Genomic DNA, 20,200 nt, shown 5'->3' on the forward strand with positions numbered 1-20,200 from the left:
CGGGCCTGCCCGGCGGGTCGCCCGCAGCGACCGCACCACAAGTTGAGTGAACTTGACTCAATAGTGCCATGCCGCCGGCAAACCGCAAGTCGAGGTTGAGTCGACCCGACGCAACCTGACCGTTATTACCGTCCGGTTGTCTTACCTTGCGTCGGTCGGGCACGCTTTAGCGGTGACGACGCATGGCGATCCCGCCACCCGTTCCGGCGCGCCCGCCGTCGCAGCCCGCACCGGACCCGCCAGCCGGGACGACCTGCCCGCCACCAGCGCGGAAGGTCTGCCCGCCGCGCTCGCCGGCCTGCGGGCCGCGATCGGGGCGGCCCGTTTCCCGCTGGCCCTGCCCTCCGCCGAGCCGGCCCGGCGGACCGCCGCCGGTCTCACCGACCAGCTCGACGACTACCTGCTGCCCCGGCTCGCCCGGCTCGACGCCCCGCTGCTGGTGGTCGTCGGCGGGTCCACCGGCGCCGGCAAGTCGACGCTGGTCAACAGCCTGGTCCAGGCCCGGGTGAGCGCCGCCGGGGTGCTTCGCCCGACCACCCGCTCCCCGGTCCTGGTCTGCAACCCCGCCGACTCGGCCTGGTTCCGGCAGGGCGAGCTGCTGCCCGGCCTCACCCGCACCAACGAGCCGAGCGACCAGCCCGGCACCCTGCACCTGGTCACCGCCCCGGCGCTCCCGGCCGGACTGGCCTTCCTCGACGCGCCCGACATCGACTCGGTGGTCGACGCCAACCGGGCGCTCGCCGGGCAACTGCTGGCCGCGGCCGACCTCTGGCTCTTCGTCACCACCGCCGCCCGGTACGCCGACGCCGTCCCCTGGGAGCTGCTGCGCAGCGCCCGGGCCCGGGGCACGGCGATCGCCATGGTCCTCGACCGGGTCCCCCCGGAGGCGGCCGACGAGATCGCCGCCCACCTGTCGGAGATGCTCGCCGCGCAGGACCTGGGCGCCGCGCCGCTCTTCGTCCTGCCGGAGACCTGGGTCGACGGGCAGGGGCTGCTCGCCGACAAGGTCACCGCACCGTTGAGCGCCTGGTTCGCCCGACTCGCGGCGGACGCCGAGGCCCGCTCGGCCGTGGTCCGGCAGACCCTGGACGGCGCGATCGCCGCCCTGCACCCCACCGTGGACGCGCTCGCCGACGCCGCCGACGAGCAGGTGGCCGCCGCCGACGGGCTGGACGAGCGGGTCCGGGCGGCGTACCGGGGGGCGGAGCGGACGGTCGACCAGGGGCTCAGGGACGGCCGGCTGCTCCGCGGCGAGGTGCTGGCCCGCTGGCAGGAGTTCGTCGGCACCGGCGAGTTCTTCCGCACCCTGGAGGCCCGGATCGGTCGGCTGCGGGACCGGTTGGTCGCCGCGGTCACCGGCCGTCCCGCCCCCGCCGCCGAGCTGCGTACGGCGATCGAGTCCCAGCTCGTCACGCTGCTGCGCGGGGTGGCCACCGAGGCGGCGGAGAACGCGTACACCGGCTGGAAGGCGCACCCGGCCGGGGCGGCGCTGCTCGAACCGGAGTTCGCCCACGCCCCGGAAGATTTCGGCGACCGCGCCGAACGGCTGGTCCGCGACTGGCAGCGCGGGGTGCTGGAGCTGGTCCGGGCCGAGGGCGGCGACCGCCGCTTCGTGGCCCGCACCGCCGCGTACGCGGTCAACGCGACCGGGCTGGCCGTCATGATCGCGGTCTTCGCCTCCACCGCCTTCATCCCGACCGGGTTGGAGGTCGCCACCGGCGCCGGCACCACGGTCGCGGCCCAGGCGGTGCTCCAGGCGATCTTCGGCGACCAGGCGGTACGGAACCTGGCCAACGCGGCCCGGGCGGACCTGCTCGACCGGGTGAACACACTGCTGGCCGAGGAGGCCGACCGGTTCCTCGCCCGGACCGGCGCCGCCCGCCCGGCCGCCGAGACCGGCGAGGCGCTGCGTCGGGCCGCCGTCGAGGTGGAGAAGGCCCGGCACCGCAGCGGCCTGGCCGGCGGGGACGGGCCGACGCTGCCCGCCGCCGAGCAGGACGGTGGCCGGTGAGCAACATCGTCGGCCGGATGCGCGAGGCGTTCCGGGGCGACCAGCGGGTGGATCCGGACGCCCTGATCGCCCGCCTCCAGGCGGTCCAACGCTTCCTCGGCGCCGCGGACGGCCTGGTGCCGGACACCCAGCTGGTCCCCGCGCACACCGTGGTCGAGCGGGCCGGGACCCGGCTCGCCCTCTCCGGGCACCACACCGTGGTGGCCCTGGCCGGGGCGACCGGCAGCGGCAAGTCGAGCCTGTTCAACGCCCTCGCCCGGCTGGACCTGTCGCCGGTCGGGGTGCGCCGGCCCACCACCGGGGTGGCGCACGCCTGCGTCTGGGGGCCGCCGGACGGCGCATCCCGGCTGCTGGACTGGATCGGGGTGCTGCCCCGGCACCGGTTCGTGCGGGAGAGCGCCCTCGACGCCGAAGACGAGACCGACCTGCACGGCCTGGTCCTGCTGGACCTGCCCGACTTCGACTCGGTGCAGCGGACCCACCGGCTGGAGGTGGACCGGCTGCTCGGCCTGGTCGACCTGGTGGTCTGGGTGGTCGACCCGCAGAAGTACGCCGACCGCGTGATCCACACCAGCTACCTGCGCGAGTTCCACCGGCACAAGGACGTCACGGTGGTGGTGCTCAACCAGGCCGATCGGCTGCCCCCGGCCGAGCTGCCCAAGGTCCTCGGCGACCTGCGCCGGCTGCTCGACGCCGACGGGCTGGACGGGGTGCCGCTGCTGCCGACGGTGGCGGTGGACCCGGCCGGGCTGGACGGCCTCCGTGCCGTGCTCGAGCGCACGGTCGCCGAGCGGGAGGCCGCGCTGCGCCGGCTGGCGGGGGACGTGGACATCGTGGTGGACGAGCTCGCGCCGCTGGTCGCTGCGGAGCCGCCGCGTAGCGGACCGGGCGACGCGTCGGCGCGGGAGCTCACCTCGGCCCTCGCCGGGGCGGCCGGGGTGCCGACCGTGGCCGAGGCGGTCGAGGCGGCGTATCGGCACCGGGCCGGGGGCGCGACCGGCTGGCCGCTGGTCCGGGGCTGGCGCAAGCTGCGGCCGGACCCGCTGCGCCGGTTGCACCTGCCCGGCGGGGATCCGGACGCGCCGGCGGAGAGCCTGGTCGCGGCGACCTCCGTACCCGATCCGACCGCCGCGCAGCGCTCCGCGCTCAACCTGGCCATCCGCGCGGTGGCCGATCGCGCCGCCGCCGACCTCCCGGCGCCCTGGCCGGCCACGGTGACCGGCGCCGCCCGGTCCCGGCTGGCCGACCTGCCGGACGCACTGGACCACGCGGTCGCCGCCACCGACCTGGGCATGACGAGCCGGCCGGCCTGGTGGCGGGTGGTGGGTGCCCTGCAGTGGCTGGTCACCCTGGCCGCCGTGGCCGGGCTGGGCTGGCTGGCGTTCGGCTACGCGCTGCGCGCGCTCGGCCTGCCGGCCCTGGACTACCCGAAGCTCGGCGAGGTGCCCTGGCCGACCGTGCTGCTGCTCGGCGGCCTGCTGGCCGGGCTGCTGGTGGCCGCGCTGACCCGGCCGGTGATCCGGTGGGCCGCCCGGCGCGCCCGGCGGCGGGCCGAGGAGCGGCTGCTCACCTCGGTGGGCAGCGTGGGTGAGAAGTACGTGCTGAACCCGGCCTGGACGGTGCTGGCCCGCTACGCCGAGGCCCGGGAGGCGCTGCGCGAGGCCGCCCGGCGCTGACCTGTGTCGCGGCCGGCCGGCAGGCGTAGGGTCGGTGCATGGCCACGCCACAGACCCCCTACGAGGCGGTGCTGCACGCCGCCCGCGACGTGACGAGGCTCGACTCCGCCCTCGACGCGGAGATGCTCGGCGCCGCCCTGCTGGGCAGCGTCTACGCCGTCGCGGAGACCGACCGGGAGACCGCCGTCCGGCAATTCGTGACCGGGTTCCTCGCCGCCACCGCGCGGCGGCGCAGCGCCGCCGCGACCACCATCCGCGCCGTCTTCGCCACCCTGGTGCCGGACGCCGAGGGTGCCGCCCGGGTCCGCCCCGGCGCGTACGCCCCGGCCTGGGCCGCGCAGCTCGGCCGGGTGCGCCTCACCGGCACCTGGGCGTACGGGGACGTCTACGGCGACCAGACCTCCTACCTGGCCACCTTCGCGTACGACGACGACGCCGAGGGTGGGCCGGAGCACGCCCTTGTCGCGCTGGTCGACCACAACATCGGGATCACCAAGGACGTCTTCGTCGGCGGCCCCGCCGGGCGGATCGTCGAGCAGGCCCGGGAGATCTGCACCGAGGACGAGTTCACCTGGTTCCGTACCGAGGATCCGGCCCGGATGCACGCGGAGGTGAGCCGTCACCTGGCGATCACCGACCAGCTCGGCGAGCTACCCGCGCAGGGCTCGCTGGCCACCGACCGGGTGCTGGTCGGCGCGCGGCTGGCGGTGCTGCCGGGGCAGCCGGGCGTACCGGGCGCGGAGGAGGCCACGCCGGCCACCGACGAGGAGCGGACCCGGCTGGTCCGGGGCTTCCTCGGTTCGCCCGAGGCGGCCCGGCTGGGGCTGGACGCGGTGCCCGACGCCGAGCTGTCCTCGCTGCACTTCTGCCTGGGCCTGCTGCTGGACCACGCGGCCAGCTTCCCCGACGCCGACCCGATGCGGTGGAGCCCGACGGTCGCCGAGCTGTTCCTGCTGGACTGGGTGCACCGCCGGGCCGTGCTGGACATGGACGACGCGGCGATGCTGCCGAGGGTGCTGCGCGGCTGGGCGGCGTACGCGGCCCGCCAGCGGGGACTGCCGGCCGCGGCGATCCGCCGGACCGACGAGGCGATCGAGGAGATGGTCCCCGAGTTCGCCAGGCTCTACAGCACCGGCGAGCGGCGCAGCCCGGCCACGGCGGCGGTCGCCCAGCTGATGGCGGACGGCGTGGACCCGGACGATCCGGTCGCCCTGGACGCCTGGATCGAGGCCAACCGGCACCGCCTCACCGACGACCCGGCCTGACCGGGCCGGGGCCCTTCGGCACCGGCGGGCGCCCGCCCGGTCGGGCTCGCCGACCGGGCCCACCCTGACCGTGCCACCCCGTCACCTGGAGGCGACGGGCGACCGCCACCGGTCCGACACGCCACTCATGCCCGAGGGTCCGTGGCCGGGGGCGCTGCCGGCACGGTGGGGACCGGCGCGGGCTGCGGGGACGGGCTGGGCGCCACCGGTGGGGTGGCCGGCGGTCGGGTACGCGGCGCCGGGGCGGGCGCGGGCCGCGGGGTGCCGTGGCCGGCGCGCGGACGCGGCGTGACCGGCCGATGGCTCGGGCGCGGCGGGCTGGGCCGCGGGTCCGCCGTGGGGCTGGGGGCCGGCGTGGGCGACCCCGTCGGGGGCGCGCTGGTCGGCGGCGGGGAGCCGTCGGGCGAACCGCTGGGGCCGGGCTCCGCGCTCGGGCCGGCCGACGGACTCGCGGTGGCCGACGGGTCGCCGGCGGGACCGGAGAACGTGCTGGTCGGCTCGGCCGTGGGTGTCGGGCCCGGCGTCGCCGACGCGGAGGCCGACGGCGAGGGGATCGGCGACGGTAACGGCGGGATCCGGGTGGGCCCGGGGGCGGGCGGCGGTGGCGGTACGGGCGTCCGGGGCCGCCACCCGGAGCCGAGATCGGAGTCGTCCGGCAGGGCGGGGGCGGCCGGCACCGGCGGCGGCTCGGCCACGGGCAGGCTGGTCGCGGCAGGGCCGGCCGCGGGCGTGCGGGTGGGTCCGACCGCGGGCTGGCTCCCGCTGGGCAGGGGGACCACCACCGGCCCGACCGAGGGGGTCGGGATGAACGGAGTGCCGCTGTCCGGCAGGGCGCTGTTGCCGACGGTGGCCGAGCCGGCGCTGATCGCCGCGAGGATCGGCATGGACGCGGTGCCGGCGAGCAGCGCGACGGTGAACAGGTAACCTCGGCTGGGTCCGCTGGTGCCGGGCGCCCGGTGCGCCCCCACCACCCGGCGGTAGGCGGCCCCGGGGACCCCGCGGTGGCGACCGAGGAAGGGCGTACCCGGACCCTCTGCTGGCTCGGACACCGGCACACTCCTCGTACGTCGATACGGGACAGACCCGACGGAAGGTGCCAACGTCGAAACGGGCAAAGGCCGTTAAAGACTCATCGGGACTATCCGTCAGCTTGGACCAGTCACGCTCAGTTCACCAGGCACCACAGCGTGTCGACACACAATTTGTCCGTCGGTCCAGTGGAGGCCGAGGCGACAAAACGTTCATCCGTCGCGAACCCGACCGAACGTCACGGGCAGGGGAGGCCATACTGTGGGCCCGCTCACCTCCTCTGCAATCATTCAGGCACGACGGCAACGCAGCCGCCACCTCCGCGCACCCCGCGGCTGGTGCGGAACGGCGCCGGCGCTCCCGGGCCGGGTTCACCACGGACCCCGGCTCACGCCGCGCGGCAACCCTCACCGGGGCTAGGCGCGGCCGCCAGGGACCGACCCGGCACCAGCCGGATCGGGCGCACGATGTGCGCGGCACGGGTCACCCCCCGGCGCCGGCGCAGACCAGACAGGGAGAGACGGATGGCAAAGGGCGACCCCGGGGCCGCCGCCCGCAGCAGGCGGGCCGCACCCCGTTCCAAGCGCGCCGCCGCGGCCGACGAGCCGGAGCTCGTACAGCTGCTCACGCCGGAGGGCGAGCGGATCGAGAGCGCGCTCGGCCCGGACGGGACCGAGTACCGGGTGGACTTCACCGACGAGGAGTACCGCGGGCTCTACCGCGACCTCGTGCTGGTCCGCAAGCTCGACGCCGAGGCCACGGCGCTCCAGCGGCAGGGCGAGCTGGGCCTCTGGGCCAGCCTGCTGGGCCAGGAGGCGGCACAGGTCGGCTCCGGCCGGGCGCTGCGCGCGCAGGACATGGCCTTCCCGACCTACCGGGAGCACGGCGTCCTCTACTGCCGGGGCATCGACCCGATCATGCCGCTGGGCCTGTTCCGCGGCGTCGACCAGGGCGGCTGGGACCCGAACGAGTTCAAGTTCAACATGTACACGATCGTCATCGGGGCGCAGACCCTGCACGCGACCGGGTACGCCATGGGCGTCGCGATGGACGGCAAGACCGGCGGCGACGAGGGCGAGGCGGTGATCGCCTACTTCGGCGACGGCGCCACCAGCCAGGGCGACGTCAACGAGTCCTTCGTCTGGGCCAGCGTCTTCAACGCCCCCCTGGTCTTCTTCTGCCAGAACAACCAGTACGCCATCTCCGAGCCGCTGGAGCGGCAGACCCGCGTCCCGCTGTACCGGCGGGCGGGCGGCTTCGGCTTCCCCGGCGTCCGGGTGGACGGCAACGACGTGCTCGCGTCGTACGCGGTGACCCGGCACGCGCTGGACAACGCGCGGCACGGCCAGGGCCCGAGCCTGATCGAGGCCTACACCTACCGGATGGGGGCGCACACCACCTCCGACGACCCGACCCGCTACCGGATCGCCAGCGAGGTCGAGGCCTGGCAGGCCAAGGACCCGATCGCCCGGATGAAGGCGTTCCTGACCAAGCAGCAGATCGCCGACGAGTCGTTCTTCACCGAGGTCGACGAGCAGGCCCGGACCGAGTCGGTGCACCTGCGCGAGCGGGTGCTCGCCATGCCCAACCCGGAGCCGGTGACCATGTTCGACCACGTCTACCCCAACGGGTCGCCCGAGCTCGACGAGCAGCGGGCCCAGTTCAGCAAGTACATGGAGTCGTTCGAGGGGAGCGCCCACTGATGGCCACGGAGACGCTCACCCTCGGCAAGGCCCTCAACACCGGTCTGCGCAAGGCCCTGGAGAACGACCCGAAGGTCGTCATCATGGGCGAGGACGTCGGCAAGCTCGGCGGCGTCTTCCGGATCACCGACGGCCTGCAGAAGGACTTCGGCGACCAGCGGGTGATCGACACCCCGCTCGCCGAGTCCGGCATCATCGGCACCGCGGTCGGCCTGGCCATCCGTGGCTTCCGGCCGGTCTGCGAGATCCAGTTCGACGGCTTCGTCTACCCGGCGTACGACCAGATCGTGTCGCAGGTGGCGAAGATGCACTACCGCTCGCAGGGCAAGGTCCGGATCCCCATGGTCATCCGGATCCCGTACGGCGGCGGCATCGGTGCGGTCGAGCACCACTCCGAGTCGCCCGAGGCATACTTCGCGCACACTGCCGGCCTCAAGGTGGTGACCTGCGCGAACCCGCAGGACGCGTACACCATGATCCAGCAGGCGATCGCCTCGGACGACCCGATCGTGTTCCTGGAGCCGAAGCGGCGCTACTGGGAGAAGGGCCCGGTCGAACTGGACGCCCCGCTCGCCGACGCGTACCCGCTGCACGCCGCCCGGGTCGCCCGGCCGGGCACCGACGCCACCGTGCTGGCGTACGGCCCGATGGTGCGCACCGCGCTGGACGCGGCCACCGCCGCCGCCGAGGACGGCCGGGAGCTGGAGGTCATCGACCTGCGTACGCTCTCCCCGCTGGACCTGACCGCCGCGTACGAGTCGGTGCGGCGCACCGGCCGCTGCGTGGTCGTCCACGAGGCCCCGGGCAACCTGGGCCTCGGGTCGGAGATCGCGGCCCGGATCACCGAGGAGTGCTTCTACTCCCTGGAGTCCCCGGTGCTGCGGGTCACCGGCTTCGACACCCCCTACCCGGCCGCCCGGGTGGAGGAGGAGTACCTGCCCGACCTCGACCGGGTGCTCGACGCCGTCGACCGCACCTTCGGCTGGTGAGCGGCATGTCGCGGATCAAGGAGTTCAACCTCCCCGACCTGGGTGAGGGCCTGACCGAGGGCGAGATCCTCGCCTGGCTGGTCAAGGTGGGCGACGTCATCGAGCTGAACCAGCCGATCGTCGAGGTGGAGACCGCCAAGGCGGCGGTCGAGATCCCGGCGAAGTGGGCCGGCCAGGTGCAGGCGATCTTCCACCCGGAGGGGTCCACCGTCGAGGTGGGCACCCCGATCATCGCGATCGACACCGACCCGGGCGCTGGCCCGATCGAGGAGTCGACGACCGGCGCGCCGGCAGCGGACCTGCCCACCCCGTCGGCCGCCTCGCTGGCCGCCGTCGAGATCGCGCCCGAGGAGGGCATGGTCGAGCCGGGCCTGATCGGCGGAGCCGCCCCGGGCGGGCGTACCGCCGTGCTGGTCGGCTACGGCCCGCGGACCACCGCGGCCAAGCGGCGCCCGCGCAAGGCGGGAGCGCCGGCTCAGGCCACGGCCGCGCCGGCCCAGGCCGCGCCGGCTCCGGCGCCGGTCGCGCCGGTGTCGCCCGCGCCGGCGGTGAACGGCAACGGCCGGGCCGGTGGCCCGGTGCTGGCCAAGCCGCCGGTCCGCAAGCTCGCCAAGGATCTCGGCGTCGACCTCGCCACGCTGACCGGCTCGGGCCCGCTGGGCTCGATCACCCGGGAGGACGTACAGCAGGCGGCGAGCGGGACCCCGGCGGCGGCCGAGCCGCTGACGGTCATGACCGCGGCGACGGCGGCCGCGAGCTTCGGCGCGGACCGTGAGCAGCGCATCCCGGTCAAGGGGGTACGCAAGCTCACCGCCGAGAACATGTCCCGCTCGGCGTTCACCGCGCCGCACGTCACGGAGTTCCTGACCGTCGACGTGACCCGGGCGATCAAGGCCCTGGACCGGCTCCGCGAGCGGCGCGAGTGGCGGGACGTGCGCGTCTCGCCGCTGCTGCTGGTCGCCAAGGCGGTGCTGCTCGCGGTCAAGCGTCACCCGATGGTCAACTCGACCTGGGCCGGCGACGAGATCGTGGTCAAGGAGTACGTCAACCTGGGCATCGCGGCGGCCACCGAGCGCGGCCTGATCGTGCCGAACATCAAGGACGCCGGCCGGCTCTCGCTCCGCGAGCTGGCGGATGCGATGACCGGGCTGGTCCAGACTGCCAAGGCGGGGAAGACCTCGCCGGCGGACATGTCCGGCGGCACGCTGACCATCACCAACGTCGGCGTCTTCGGCGTCGACACCGGTACGCCGATCCTGCCCCCGGGCGAGTCGGCGATCCTCGCCTTCGGCGCGGTCCGGGAGATGCCGTGGGTGCACAAGGGCAAGGTCAAGCCGCGCCTGGTCACCACCCTGGGCCTCTCCTTCGACCACCGGATCATCGACGGCGAGCTGGGCTCGAAGTTCCTGCGCGACGTCGGCGAGTTCCTCGCCGATCCGGAGGCGGCGCTGCTCGCCTGGACCTGACGGTCCCACCGCTCCGGCGACGGCTGGTGTGCATCGGGTGAACACCCGGCACACCGGCCGTTGCCGTTGGTGGACGAAATCTTCGGCGCTACACGGCTCTTGACCTACGATCCTTAGGTGCGTGGTTCAGCTCACCTAATAATCGATGGAAGTTGGCCGCGTTCTACGGTTCAATAGAGACATCAAGGGGCCGACAACCGAATAGCCAGGAGGAGAGACCCAAGATGAGCATGATCGAGCGAATCCGCAGCCGCCGCGACGCCAACCGCCGGGCCCGCGCCATCGAGCACGCCCTGCGTTCCGCCAACTCGCCCGCGGTCCGCGAGGAGCTTCTCGCCATCGCCCAGCGTCACATGAGCTGACGCCCTCCGACTTTCCTCACCTCCTCCAGTTCGAAGACCCGCCCGGTCACCGGGCGGGTCTTCGGCGTTCCACGTCGATTGACACCGGGATTCCACCTCGCCGCACCGCCCGGTACGGTGGGGCTCGGTCGCCACCCGCCCCGCCCCGGACCGATCACGACCAGCGAGACCGATCGCCAGCGTCCGGCAACGGTGAGTGACGGCCGGTGCTCCCCCGGACGCCTCCGGGCGGCCACCGGATACGGTGCGGGGAGCCCGCACGGCCGGTACCCGCCGGCAACGCCGGCGACCATGCCGACGGTCCCGATCGGCATCGGTGGCCGACATGTGATGGAGGAGGCGCACCCATGACGTCCGAGGCCCCGCACCGCCCTGGCCAGGAGCCGGGCGAGGTGTCGCCGGGCGCCGGCGGACCGGCGCCGTACGGCGACCGCCAGGCCCCGCAGGACAACGGGTACTCCGGCGCTCCGGACCTCGGCTGGGCCCCACCCCCGCCGGCCGGTCGGCCCACCCAGCCGGCCCCCGCCTGGGCCGCACCGGACGACCAGGTGCCCGCCTGGACGCCGCCGAGCGGCCAGCCCGCCGCCAACCGGGGCTCCGCCCAGGTGCCGGCGCCCGCCGAGCCGGGCGCGTGGGGCGGTGCCCCGCAGCCCGCCTGGGCCGCGCCCGAGCAGAACCCCCCGGCCTGGGCCACCCCGTCGGCCCCGGCCGGCGAGCCGGCGCCCCCGGCCTGGGGCGCCCCGGCCCAGCCGGACGCGCCCGCCTGGGCCAACGGCCCCGCTTCGCACGGCGAGCAGCCCGCCTGGGCCCAGCCCGGCGAGCCGTCCGCCCGTGGCGCCGCGCAGGTGCCCGCCCCCGCCACCCCGCCGCACGAGGCCTGGGCCACCCCCGCCGGGCAGCCCCAGGACGACCCGAACCGCTCCGGCAGCTGGCCCGCCCCCCACCCGCAGCAGGACGACGACCACGGCCGTGCCGGGGAGTGGTCGGCCGCCGGGACGCCGGTGGACCGCTCCGGCGGCTGGGCCGTGGGGGCCGCCGCGCAGCAGGACGACCCGAACCGTTCCGGCGGCTGGGGTGCCCCGGCTCAGGACGAGCAGCCGGCCTGGGGCCAGCAGGACGACCAGTCGGCGCAGGCCTGGTCCGCGCCGGCCGAGCCGACCGCCCGCGCCGCCGCCAAGGTCCCGGTGCCCGGCCAGGGTGACAACCCGTGGGCCACGCCGGACGACCCCGCCCGCTCCGGCGGCTGGCAGACCGCCGGCCAGCCGGAAGACCCCGCCCGCTCCGGCGGCTGGGCGGCCGGCGCACCGCAGGACGACCCCGCGCGCTCCGGCGGCTGGCAGGTCGACCCGGCCGGACCGCGCGACGAGGACCCGGACCGCTCCGGCGGCTGGGCCGCCGGCCGGGCCGCCGAGGCCGCGCCGCAGCCCGCCTGGGGGGCCTCGGACGAGCAGCGCCCCGCGTGGGGCGACGCCGCACCCGCGCCGCAGGACGAGCCGGCGCAGTCCGGCTGGGCGGCCGCCGCCCCGACCGCCGGCGACCGGCCGGAGGCCGGCGCCTGGCCGTCGGCCGAGGCACCCGCCCGGGCCAGCGCCGCCGTGCCGTCCCCGGATTCGCCGCCCGCCTGGGCCGGTAATCAGGACCCGGGCCAGTGGACGCCCCAGCGCCCGGCCATTCCCGAGGCCGAGCCGTGGTCGCCCGGCGAGGCGTGGGGCCGGGCCGCGGAGGCCGAGCCGGCTTCGGACGACCGGGGCGCCGAGGACGTGCCGGTCTACCAGCCGGCACCGGGCCCCGGCATCTCCGCGGCGAACGCCGTACCGCTGCCACCGCAGGAACAGCGCGTGCCGGGGGCCGCCCTGGCCGCCTCGCCGCCGACCGACTACGTGCCCTCGAACCAGTTCGGCCCGGCCGCCGAGTCGACCGAGCGCGACCCGCAGGCGTACGAGCCGGAGCGGGTCGCCTGGGGCACGCCCGAGCCGGCCTACGAGGAGCCGCAGTCCCCGGCCGGGCCGGTGGTGCCCGCGCCGCGCGTCTCCCCGGAGTCCGGGGCGGTCTCGGCCAGCGCGTCCGTGCCGATGGCCAGCCGGGTGACGCCCCCGACCGACCAGCCGCTGCATACGGCCGGCGTACCGGCCCCGCAGCCCCGGGTGTACGGCCGGCCCGCCCGGCCCGAGGCCGAGGAGGGGCCGGGGCAGGACGCCCCGAACGGCTTCCCGGAGCAGGGGCCGCGCTTCGACGAGCACGGGCCGCAGTCCCGGATGGACGAGCCGGAGCGGCCCCAGGCCTTCGCCGAGGCCCCGCCGGTGCCGTCGTCGCCGGCCGGTCCGCCGCCCTTCCCGCCCGGCATCCCGTCCTTCGTGGATCAGGCCGGCAACAATCGTCCGGTCAACGGCGTGCACCCGCAGAGCGGCGAGCACCCCGGCGACCCGTTCGGCGCCCCTGGTGATCCCTTCGGCGGTCCCGGCGGGCAGCACGACCCGTTCGGCGGGGCGGCCGCGTTCGGCCCTCCGGGCGGCCACCAGGACCAGTTCGGTGCCCCAGGCGGCCACCAGAACCAGTTCGGTGGACCCGGCGGGCACCCGGACCAGTTCGGCGGGCCGGGCGGCCAGCACGACCCGTTCGGCGGGCCGGCGGGCGGCCGGGCCGCGGTCGCCATGCCAGGCCAGGGGCTGGGCGAGCCGGGGCCGGGTGGCTTCCCGCCCGCGTTCCCGCCGCCGCCCCAGCAGGGGCCGCCGGCCTGGCAGCAGGGCCCGGCCGGCGACCCGGACCAGGGCCGCTTCGACGCGTTCAAGCCGGATGCGGAGCCGAAGACCGAGGCGCCCGCGCCCAAGGTCCGCAACGGCAAGGTGCTGGCCCTCGTCCTGATCGCGGCGGTGCTGATCCTCGCCGTGCCGCTCGGCGCGCTCGCCCTGCTCGGCAAGCTCGGCGGCGACGACAACAACACGCCGCAGCCGTTCAACCCGGCCGTGGGCTCCTGCATCAAGCAGTCCGGCACGACCGCGGCAGCGGCCGGCTGTGGCGAGCCGGGTGCGTTCACGGTCGTCTCGAGGGTGGACAGCAAGGACAAGTGCCCGGACCCGGCGCAGCCCACCGTGACGCTGAAGAACGAGGCGAACCCGGTGCTCTGCCTCAAGCCGGCCGGCAGTTAGCACGCCCCCGACGGCGGGGTCACGGTGTTGCGTGGCCCCGCCGTCGCGCGTGCCGGGGTTGTCGCGTACACCTCTTCACCACCCCGTCCGGGCCGCCGGCCGCCGGCGGTACGGCACGATGGGGTCATGAGCGCACGCGTACGCGCCCCCGAACTGCGGGGTCGAGCCTGGCTGAACACCGGCGGGAAGGACGTCACCCTCGCCGACCTGCGCGGCAAGATCGTCCTGCTCGATTTTTGGACCTTCTGCTGTATCAACTGCCTGCACGTGCTCGACGAGCTGCGTCCCTTGGAGGAGCGCTACGGCGACGTGCTGGTCGTGATCGGCGTGCACTCGCCCAAGTTCGAGCACGAGAAGGACGCGGACGCCCTGGCGGCGGCCGTCGAGCGGTACGGCGTGCACCACCCGGTGCTCGACGACCCCGAGCTGGACATGTGGCAGCAGTACGCGGCGAAGGCCTGGCCGACCCTGGCGGTGGTCGACCCCGAGGGCTACGTGGTCGCCAACATGGCCGGCGAGGGGCACGCCGAAGGGCTAGCGAAGCTCATCGACGAGCTGATCGCCACCCACGAGGCGAAGGGCACCCTGCACCGGGGCGAGGGACCGTACATCCCGCCCGCCGAACCGGAGACCACGCTGCGCTTCCCTGGCAAGGCCGTGGTGCTCGACGGCGGCAACCTGCTGGTCTCCGACTCGGCCCGGCACTCCCTGGTCGAGCTGGCCCCCGACGGCGAGCATGTGCTCCGGCGGATCGGGTCCGGCGCCCGCGGCCACGCCGACGGCGCCGGCGACGGCGCCGCGTTCTCCGAGCCGCAGGGGCTCTGCCTGCTCCCCGCGCACGTCGCCGAGGTGGCCGGGTACGACGTGGTGGTCGCGGACACGGTCAACCACCTGCTGCGCGGCGTGCGGCTCGACACCGGCGAGGTGGTCACGGCCGCCGGCACCGGCCGGCAGTGGCGGTCGACGGTCGACGACCACGCGCACGACGCGACCTCCGTCGACCTCTCCTCCCCCTGGGACGTCGCCTGGTACGACGACCGGGTGGTGATCGCCATGGCGGGCATCCACCAGCTCTGGTGGTTCGACCCGATCAAGCGGACCGCGGGCGTGTACGCCGGGACCACGGTCGAGGCGCTGCGCGACGGGCCACTGCCGGACGTCTGGATGGCCCAGCCCTCCGGCCTCTCCGCCTCGGCCGACGGCAGCCGGCTCTGGATCGCCGACAGCGAGACCAGCGCCGTCCGGTACGTCGAGAACGGGGTGATGCACACGGCGGTGGGCCAGGGCCTCTTCGACTTCGGCCACGTGGACGGGCCGGCCGAGCGGGCGCTCCTGCAGCACCCGCTGGGGGTGTGCGCGCTGCCCGACGGTTCGGTGCTGATCGCCGACACGTACAACGGGGCGGTGCGCCGGTTCGACCCGGAGGCCGGTCAGGTCGGCACGGTGGCGGACGGGCTGGCCGAGCCGAGCGACGTGGTGCTCACCGCCGAGGGCGACGTGCTGGTGGTCGAGTCGGCCGCGCACCGGCTGACCCGGCTGGCCCCGGGTGCGTTGACCGCGGCCGGGGCGAGCACCGTGGACGGCCCCCGACACAAGCTGGAGCGGAAGCCGACCGACGTGGCGGCCGGCGAGCTGACCCTGGATGTGATCTTCACCCCGGCGCCGGGGCAGAAGCTGGACGAGACGTACGGGCCGTCGACCCGGCTGGTGGTCTCGGCGTCCCCGCCGGAGCTGCTGGTCGAGGGGGCGGGGACGACCACCGACCTGTCGCGCCGCCTGGTGATCGACGGCGCGGTGGCGCAGGGCGTGCTCCAGGTGACCGCCCAGGCGGCCACCTGCGACGCCGACGTCGAGCACGCCGCCTGCCACCTGACCCGCCAGGACTGGGGTGTCCCGGTCCGCGTGGTCGAGGACGGTGCCCGTCGTCTCCCGCTGATCCTCCGCGGCATGGACGGTTGAGAAGGGGCCCTTCCGTTCAGCCGAACGGAGTGAGGCTGACGCCGGCGTCGATGAGGGCGGCGCGGACCATCTCGGCGGAGCGGACCGCGCCGGGGCTGTCCCCGTGCAGGCAGATCGACTCGACCTGGACGGGGATGGCGCTGCCGTCGACCGCGACGACGGTCCGCTCGGTGGCCATCCGGACGGCCCGGGTGGCCACCTCGTCCGGGTCGGTGACCAGCGCGTTCGCGGCGGTACGCGGCACCAGCTTGCCGTTGGGCAGGTAGTTCCGGTCGGCGAAGCCCTCGGCGACCACCCGCAGTCCGGCGCCGACGGCGAGCTGGGCCAGCACCGAGCCGGGCGGGCAGAGCAGCGGCAGCTCGTGGTCGTAGCTGCTGACGGCGGCGACCAGCGCGGCGGCCTGGGCCTCGTCACAGGCCGCCGCGTGGTAGAGCGCGCCGTGCGGCTTGACGTAGCGGACCCGGGTGCGGAACAGCCGGCAGAACGCGTCGAGCGCGCCGATCTGGTAGATCGTCTCGTCCCGCAGCTCGGCGAAGTCGTACGCGATGTGCCGGCGACCGAAGCCGGCGAGGTCCCGGTAGCCGACCTGGGCGCCCACGGCGACGCCCCGGGCGGCGGCCGCGGCGCAGACCCGGTGCATGGTGGACGGGTCGCCGCCGTGGAAACCGCAGGCGACGTTGGCGGAGGTGATCAGGTCCAGCAGCGCCTCGTCGTCACCGAGCCGCCAGATGCCGAATCCCTCCCCGAGGTCAGCGTTGAGGTCCATGGAACCTCACCGTAGTCCCTGGCCGGGCCTGTGCGAGCGGGGTCACGTCGTCCACCACCCCGACGACCGGGTATCCGCCGGTGGTGGGGTGGTCGGCGAGGAAGATCAGCGGTTGGCCGTCCGGTGGCACCTGCACCGCGCCGAGGACGAGGCCCTCGCTGGGCAGCTCGCCGGCCACCGCGCGGGGGAGGGCCGCACCGACCAGTCGCGCGCCGACCCGGTTGCTCAGCGGGCTGATCGCGTACGCGGTGCGGAGCAGCGGGTCGAGCGCGGTGTCGCCGAACCAGTCGTGCCGGGGTCCGAGCCGGAGGGCCAGCCGCAGTTCGGCGGGGACGGGCGGGGTGACGGTGAGATCCACCGGGGCGGGCCGGCCGTCGGACGGGCCGAGCGGCAGCCGGTCACCGTCGCGGAGCGGGGGCGGCCCGAGGCCGGAGAGGGTGTCCGTGGCGCGGCTGCCGAGCACCGGCTCGACCGCGATCCCGCCGGAGACGGCCAGCCAGGTACGCAGCCCGGCGCGGGCCGGGCCGATCCGCAGCACCACCCCGGCCGGCAGGGAGAGCGGCCGTCCGGCGTCGCCGAACCGGCGCTCGACCGGCCCGTCCCCGACGGACGCCCGCGCGGCGGGCCCGACCTCGACCGGTCGGCGCTCGACCAGGACGTCGACCTCCGCCCCGGTGAGCGCCACGGTGACGGCGTGGGTGAAGCGCAGGTCGCAGCCGGTCAGGGTGATTTCCAGGCCGGCGGCGGTGGCCGGATTGCCGACGAGCCGGTTGGCCAGGCGCAACGCGGCCGGGTCGAGCGCCCCGGAGCGGGGCACGCCGAGGTGGGCGTACCCGGGCCGGCCCTGGTCCTGGACCGTGGTGAGGGCACCGGCGCGAAGCACCTCGATCATGGAGTCACCAGCCGGACGCGGGTGCCGGGGGTGAGCCGGGCCGGCGGGTCGGCGTGCACGTCGAAGAGGACCAGGTCGGTCCGCCCGACCAGCAGCCAGCCGCCGGGCGAGGCGGTCGGGTAGATCCCGGCGTACGGGCCGGCCAGCGCGACCGATCCGGCCGGCACCCGGGTACGCGGGGTGGCGAGCCGGGGCACGGCCAGCTCGGCCGGCAGCCCGGTCAGGTAGGCGAAGCCGGGCGCGAATCCGCAGAACGCCACCCGGAACTGGGTACGCCGCAGCCGGTCGACCACCGCCGGCACGTCGACGCCCCAGTGCCCGGCGACGACGGGCAGGTCCTCCCCGTCGTACACGGTGGGCACCTGGACCTCGGCGGTGGCGGCCGGGTCGGCGTCGCCCCGCGGGGTCCAGCCGGCGATCCGGGCGGCGGTCGCGTCCGGGTCCGGTACGCCGTCGAGCAGCACCGTGGCCGCGGCCGGGACGATCTCGACGGCGTCCAGCTCGCCGGCCTGCCGGCGGCGCCAGAGTTCGGCCCGCCAGGCCTGGACCTGGTCGGGGTCGTCGCAGTCGAGCAGCAGGGCGTGCGCGCCGACGGGTCGGATCCGCATCCCGTCATCCTGGCGGATTCGCGTGACGGTGCACACTACTTGCAAGTAACCTACGGTGCCGTAGCCTATTGGCGTGACCACCTCCGCTCCGCTTCGGCTGAAGCCGGTCGACATCGGTAAACCCCGGATGCGCGGCTGGCTGCACGCCTACGCGTTCTTCGTCGCGCTCGTCTGCGGCATCGTGCTCTGCTCGATCGCGGCTGCCCGCCCCGGCTGGGCACCCCTGGTCAGCTGCCTGATCTACAGCCTGACCGTGTGCGGCCTCTTCGGCACCAGCGCCCTCTACCACCGTCGCGTCTGGTCGCAACGGGGCTACCAGATCATGCGCCGGATGGACCATTCGATGATCTTCGTGTTCATCGCCGGCACGTACACACCGTTCTGCGCGCTGCTGCTCAAGCCGCGGCCGGCCGAGCTGATGCTCGGTCTGGTCTGGGGCGGCGCGCTGGCCGGGGTGGCGCTGAAGCTGATCTGGCCGCACGCGCCCCGCTGGCTCTCCGCGCCGCTCTACCTCGCGCTCGGCTGGGTCGCGGTGGCGATGCTGCCGCAGATCCTGCACGCCGGCGGCGTCACCGCCCTGGTGCTGCTGATCGTCGGCGGCGCCATCTACAGCGTCGGCGCCGTCTTCTACGCGCTGCGCAAGCCGAACCCGTGGCCCTCCGTCTTCGGCCACCACGAGTTCTTCCACGCCTGCACCCTGGTCGCCGCGATCTGTCACCACATCGCGATCTACTTCGCGCTCTTCTCCTGACCGGCCCGGCCCGGAACGAGTTCGAGGGCCCCGCGCCGTTGCGGGGCCCTCGACGTCTGCGGGGGACGGATCAGGCCGGGTAACCCGGGCGGCGCACCTCGCGGTACTCCTCGCGCACGACGCGGTCGTCCTGAACCGGCACGGTCGGCTGGGCGACGACCCGCTCGCGCACCGGGGTCGCGACGACCGTACGGCGACGGCTGCTCCAGAAGTACATGGTGAGGAGCAGGCCGACGACGCCGACGAGCATGAGCACCCAGCCCACGACGTTCAGGTCGAGCCATCCCAGGTTGGCGTCGATGGCGAACGCGAAGATCGCGCCCAGCGCGATGAGGAAGATGCTGGCACCGATGCCCATGACGTCGCCTCCTTGGCATTCTGCTGGCGTTTCTACCCGCCGCAGCCATGGATGAGGTAGCGGCATCCATCGACTTACCCAGGCGCTCAGATCGCCAATCAGGCAAGCTGTCGGCATGACCGACGGCAGGAACCAGGAGCGGACGCTCGTGCTGGTCCGGCACGCCAAGGCCGAACAGCTCCGGGAGGACGGCCCGGACGCGGAGCGCCCGCTCTCCGCACGGGGGCACGCCGACGCCGCCGCGGGCGGGGCGTGGCTGGCTCGGCACGCCCTCCTCCCCGACGTGGTGCTCTGCTCCACCGCGCTGCGCACCCGGCAGACCTGGCACGAGCTGGCGATGGGCATGACGGGATCCCCGCCGGAGGGGGGACCGGCGGGGTCGTCACCGGTGGTGCGCTACGAGCCGACCGCGTACGAGGCGGGGCCGGAGGAGCTGCTGGAGCTGGTCCGAGCGGTCGTGCCGGACGCGGGCACGGTGCTGCTGGTGGCCCACAATCCGGGCATCTCGCTGCTCTCGGCGCTGCTGGACCCGCAGCGGGCGGATCCGGACGGGCTGCGGACCACCGACCTGGTGGTGCACCGCCCGACCACCCGGTGGGCGGCGCTCGCCGCCGGCGGCGCCCCGATCACCGCCCGGCACACCGCCCGAGGCTGAGTCCCCGGGCCGGCCTCAGGACGGCGGGGCGGTGGGCGGCGGCGGGTCGGGCGGCGGGGGCATCATCGCGGTCGGGTGGGAGAGCCGGTTCTCCTCCACGATCAGCGTGCGTGCCCGCTTGCGGCGGTCCTGCCAGAACCAGAGCGTGGTGAGCAAAACGGCCAGCCCGGCCAGGATGAACACCCAGCCGACCGCGCGCAGGTCGATCCACCAGACGTTGGCCCGGATGGCGAAGGTCATGATCGCGCCGAGCGCGATGAGAAAGATGGCGCTGCCAATGCCCATGTGCGCTGCACTCCCCCGTGCGGTGGCCCTTGGGCGTGCTCGGTCGTGGTCCGCAACGGTTACCCGCCCGGCGGCGGGCCTACCCGGCCACCCCCGCCAATTCGCCTGTCCGGCCCAGCTTGCGGCAGGTCGCCGTATCGGACGCGCCGGACACCGCGACATGCGGCGACCCGCGCACGACGGCGGGGGGGGGGGGGGGGGGGGGGGGGGGGGGGGGGGGGGGGGGGGGGGGGGGGGGGGGGGGGGGGGGGGGGGGGGGAGGGGGGGGGGGGGGGGGGG

Annotated in this window: 17 protein-coding genes; 12 read left to right on the plus strand and 5 right to left on the minus strand. The window is 75.3% G+C overall.

The window, feature by feature from the left end; translation table 11 throughout:
• Window positions 1-172 precede the first annotated feature (172 nt).
• The 10 genes from ACZ6S5_RS01270 to ACZ6S5_RS01315 all read left to right on the plus strand — a co-directional run bounded on the left by ACZ6S5_RS01270 (window position 173) and on the right by ACZ6S5_RS01315 (window position 15,606).
• On the plus strand, window positions 173-2,011 hold the full coding sequence (locus ACZ6S5_RS01270) for an ABC transporter (RefSeq protein ID WP_465996485.1): 1,839 nt from the start codon (window positions 173-175) through the stop codon (window positions 2,009-2,011).
• A gap of 17 nt (window positions 2,012-2,028) precedes the next feature.
• On the plus strand, window positions 2,029-3,687 hold the full coding sequence (locus ACZ6S5_RS01275; protein ID WP_465996537.1) for a GTPase: 1,659 nt from the start codon (window positions 2,029-2,031) through the stop codon (window positions 3,685-3,687).
• Between the two features lie 38 nt (window positions 3,688-3,725).
• The gene (locus ACZ6S5_RS01280) at window positions 3,726-4,952 is read left to right on the plus strand and encodes a hypothetical protein (RefSeq protein ID WP_465996486.1); all 1,227 of its coding nucleotides are present in this window, start codon (window positions 3,726-3,728) and stop codon (window positions 4,950-4,952) included.
• Between the two features lie 141 nt (window positions 4,953-5,093).
• Window positions 5,094-5,876 carry a hypothetical protein gene (locus tag ACZ6S5_RS01285; RefSeq protein WP_465996488.1) on the plus strand — a complete coding sequence of 261 codons (783 nt, stop codon included), beginning with the start codon at window positions 5,094-5,096 and terminating at the stop codon, window positions 5,874-5,876.
• 629 nt (window positions 5,877-6,505) lie between these two features.
• Window positions 6,506-7,684, plus strand: a complete 1,179-nt coding sequence (pdhA, locus tag ACZ6S5_RS01290) for a pyruvate dehydrogenase (acetyl-transferring) E1 component subunit alpha (protein ID WP_465996490.1) — start codon at window positions 6,506-6,508, stop codon at window positions 7,682-7,684.
• Window positions 7,684-8,673, plus strand: a complete 990-nt coding sequence (locus ACZ6S5_RS01295) for an alpha-ketoacid dehydrogenase subunit beta (protein WP_465996492.1) — start codon at window positions 7,684-7,686, stop codon at window positions 8,671-8,673. Before pdhA ends, ACZ6S5_RS01295 begins: the two co-directional genes overlap by 1 nt.
• A gap of 5 nt (window positions 8,674-8,678) precedes the next feature.
• A complete protein-coding gene (locus tag ACZ6S5_RS01300; RefSeq protein WP_465996539.1) occupies window positions 8,679-10,139 on the plus strand; it encodes a dihydrolipoamide acetyltransferase family protein in 1,461 nt (486 codons plus the stop codon).
• Window positions 10,140-10,363: 224 nt separating this feature from the next.
• Window positions 10,364-10,501 (plus strand): hypothetical protein, encoded by a 138-nt coding sequence (locus ACZ6S5_RS01305; RefSeq protein ID WP_199737156.1) that lies wholly within the window; start codon window positions 10,364-10,366, stop codon window positions 10,499-10,501.
• A gap of 347 nt (window positions 10,502-10,848) precedes the next feature.
• On the plus strand, window positions 10,849-13,647 hold the full coding sequence (locus ACZ6S5_RS01310) for an LppU/SCO3897 family protein (protein WP_465996494.1): 2,799 nt from the start codon (window positions 10,849-10,851) through the stop codon (window positions 13,645-13,647).
• A 126-nt stretch (window positions 13,648-13,773) separates the two neighbouring features.
• Window positions 13,774-15,606: an NHL domain-containing thioredoxin family protein gene (locus ACZ6S5_RS01315; protein WP_465996496.1), complete on the plus strand. Its 1,833-nt coding sequence runs from the start codon at window positions 13,774-13,776 to the stop codon at window positions 15,604-15,606.
• A 16-nt stretch (window positions 15,607-15,622) separates the two neighbouring features.
• Here ACZ6S5_RS01315 and ACZ6S5_RS01320 read toward each other — a convergent pair whose 3' ends face one another.
• The 3 genes from ACZ6S5_RS01320 to ACZ6S5_RS01330 are packed head-to-tail and all read right to left on the minus strand — an operon-like array spanning window position 15,623 to window position 17,872.
• Window positions 15,623-16,372 (minus strand): LamB/YcsF family protein, encoded by a 750-nt coding sequence (locus ACZ6S5_RS01320; RefSeq protein ID WP_465996498.1) that lies wholly within the window; start codon window positions 16,370-16,372, stop codon window positions 15,623-15,625.
• Window positions 16,356-17,264, minus strand: coding sequence for a 5-oxoprolinase subunit C family protein (locus ACZ6S5_RS01325; RefSeq protein ID WP_465996500.1), 909 nt, complete (start codon window positions 17,262-17,264; stop codon window positions 16,356-16,358). Before ACZ6S5_RS01325 ends, ACZ6S5_RS01320 begins: the two co-directional genes overlap by 17 nt.
• Window positions 17,261-17,872 (minus strand): 5-oxoprolinase subunit B family protein, encoded by a 612-nt coding sequence (locus tag ACZ6S5_RS01330; protein ID WP_465996501.1) that lies wholly within the window; start codon window positions 17,870-17,872, stop codon window positions 17,261-17,263. Before ACZ6S5_RS01330 ends, ACZ6S5_RS01325 begins: the two co-directional genes overlap by 4 nt.
• Before the next feature lie 73 nt (window positions 17,873-17,945).
• Here ACZ6S5_RS01330 and trhA point away from each other — a divergent pair, with 73 nt between their 5' ends.
• Window positions 17,946-18,623, plus strand: coding sequence for a PAQR family membrane homeostasis protein TrhA (trhA, locus tag ACZ6S5_RS01335; protein ID WP_465996503.1), 678 nt, complete (start codon window positions 17,946-17,948; stop codon window positions 18,621-18,623).
• Window positions 18,624-18,693: 70 nt separating this feature from the next.
• On the opposite strand, the gene ACZ6S5_RS01340 is transcribed toward trhA, so the two are convergent.
• Window positions 18,694-18,981 carry a DUF6458 family protein gene (locus ACZ6S5_RS01340; RefSeq protein WP_465996505.1) on the minus strand — a complete coding sequence of 96 codons (288 nt, stop codon included), beginning with the start codon at window positions 18,979-18,981 and terminating at the stop codon, window positions 18,694-18,696.
• Between the two features lie 115 nt (window positions 18,982-19,096).
• On the opposite strand from ACZ6S5_RS01340, the gene ACZ6S5_RS01345 reads away from it, so the two are divergent.
• Window positions 19,097-19,636: a SixA phosphatase family protein gene (locus tag ACZ6S5_RS01345; RefSeq protein WP_465996507.1), complete on the plus strand. Its 540-nt coding sequence runs from the start codon at window positions 19,097-19,099 to the stop codon at window positions 19,634-19,636.
• A gap of 15 nt (window positions 19,637-19,651) precedes the next feature.
• On the opposite strand, the gene ACZ6S5_RS01350 is transcribed toward ACZ6S5_RS01345, so the two are convergent.
• Window positions 19,652-19,921, minus strand: a complete 270-nt coding sequence (locus ACZ6S5_RS01350) for a DUF6458 family protein (protein ID WP_088969138.1) — start codon at window positions 19,919-19,921, stop codon at window positions 19,652-19,654.
• Between the last annotated feature and the right edge of the window lie 279 nt (window positions 19,922-20,200).

The sequence above is a fragment of the Micromonospora sp. NPDC051924 genome, assembly GCF_055586005.1.

What these genes read in the sequence shown, in the direction of transcription:
- ACZ6S5_RS01275 (WP_465996537.1), top strand. Translation starts at nt 2,029, where the DNA reads ATGCGCGAGGCGTTCCGGGGCGACCAGCGGGTGGATCCGGACGCCCTG.
- ACZ6S5_RS01280 (WP_465996486.1), top strand. Translation starts at nt 3,726, where the DNA reads ATGGCCACGCCACAGACCCCCTACGAGGCGGTGCTGCACGCCGCCCGC.
- pdhA (WP_465996490.1), top strand. Translation starts at nt 6,506, where the DNA reads ATGGCAAAGGGCGACCCCGGGGCCGCCGCCCGCAGCAGGCGGGCCGCA.
- ACZ6S5_RS01295 (WP_465996492.1), top strand. Translation starts at nt 7,684, where the DNA reads ATGGCCACGGAGACGCTCACCCTCGGCAAGGCCCTCAACACCGGTCTG.
- ACZ6S5_RS01300 (WP_465996539.1), top strand. Translation starts at nt 8,679, where the DNA reads ATGTCGCGGATCAAGGAGTTCAACCTCCCCGACCTGGGTGAGGGCCTG.
- ACZ6S5_RS01305 (WP_199737156.1), top strand. Translation starts at nt 10,364, where the DNA reads ATGAGCATGATCGAGCGAATCCGCAGCCGCCGCGACGCCAACCGCCGG.
- ACZ6S5_RS01310 (WP_465996494.1), top strand. Translation starts at nt 10,849, where the DNA reads ATGACGTCCGAGGCCCCGCACCGCCCTGGCCAGGAGCCGGGCGAGGTG.
- ACZ6S5_RS01315 (WP_465996496.1), top strand. Translation starts at nt 13,774, where the DNA reads ATGAGCGCACGCGTACGCGCCCCCGAACTGCGGGGTCGAGCCTGGCTG.
- ACZ6S5_RS01320 (WP_465996498.1), bottom strand. Translation starts at nt 16,372, where the DNA reads ATGGACCTCAACGCTGACCTCGGGGAGGGATTCGGCATCTGGCGGCTC.
- ACZ6S5_RS01325 (WP_465996500.1), bottom strand. Translation starts at nt 17,264, where the DNA reads ATGATCGAGGTGCTTCGCGCCGGTGCCCTCACCACGGTCCAGGACCAG.
- ACZ6S5_RS01330 (WP_465996501.1), bottom strand. Translation starts at nt 17,872, where the DNA reads ATGCGGATCCGACCCGTCGGCGCGCACGCCCTGCTGCTCGACTGCGAC.
- ACZ6S5_RS01340 (WP_465996505.1), bottom strand. Translation starts at nt 18,981, where the DNA reads ATGGGCATCGGTGCCAGCATCTTCCTCATCGCGCTGGGCGCGATCTTC.
- ACZ6S5_RS01345 (WP_465996507.1), top strand. Translation starts at nt 19,097, where the DNA reads ATGACCGACGGCAGGAACCAGGAGCGGACGCTCGTGCTGGTCCGGCAC.
- ACZ6S5_RS01350 (WP_088969138.1), bottom strand. Translation starts at nt 19,921, where the DNA reads ATGGGCATTGGCAGCGCCATCTTTCTCATCGCGCTCGGCGCGATCATG.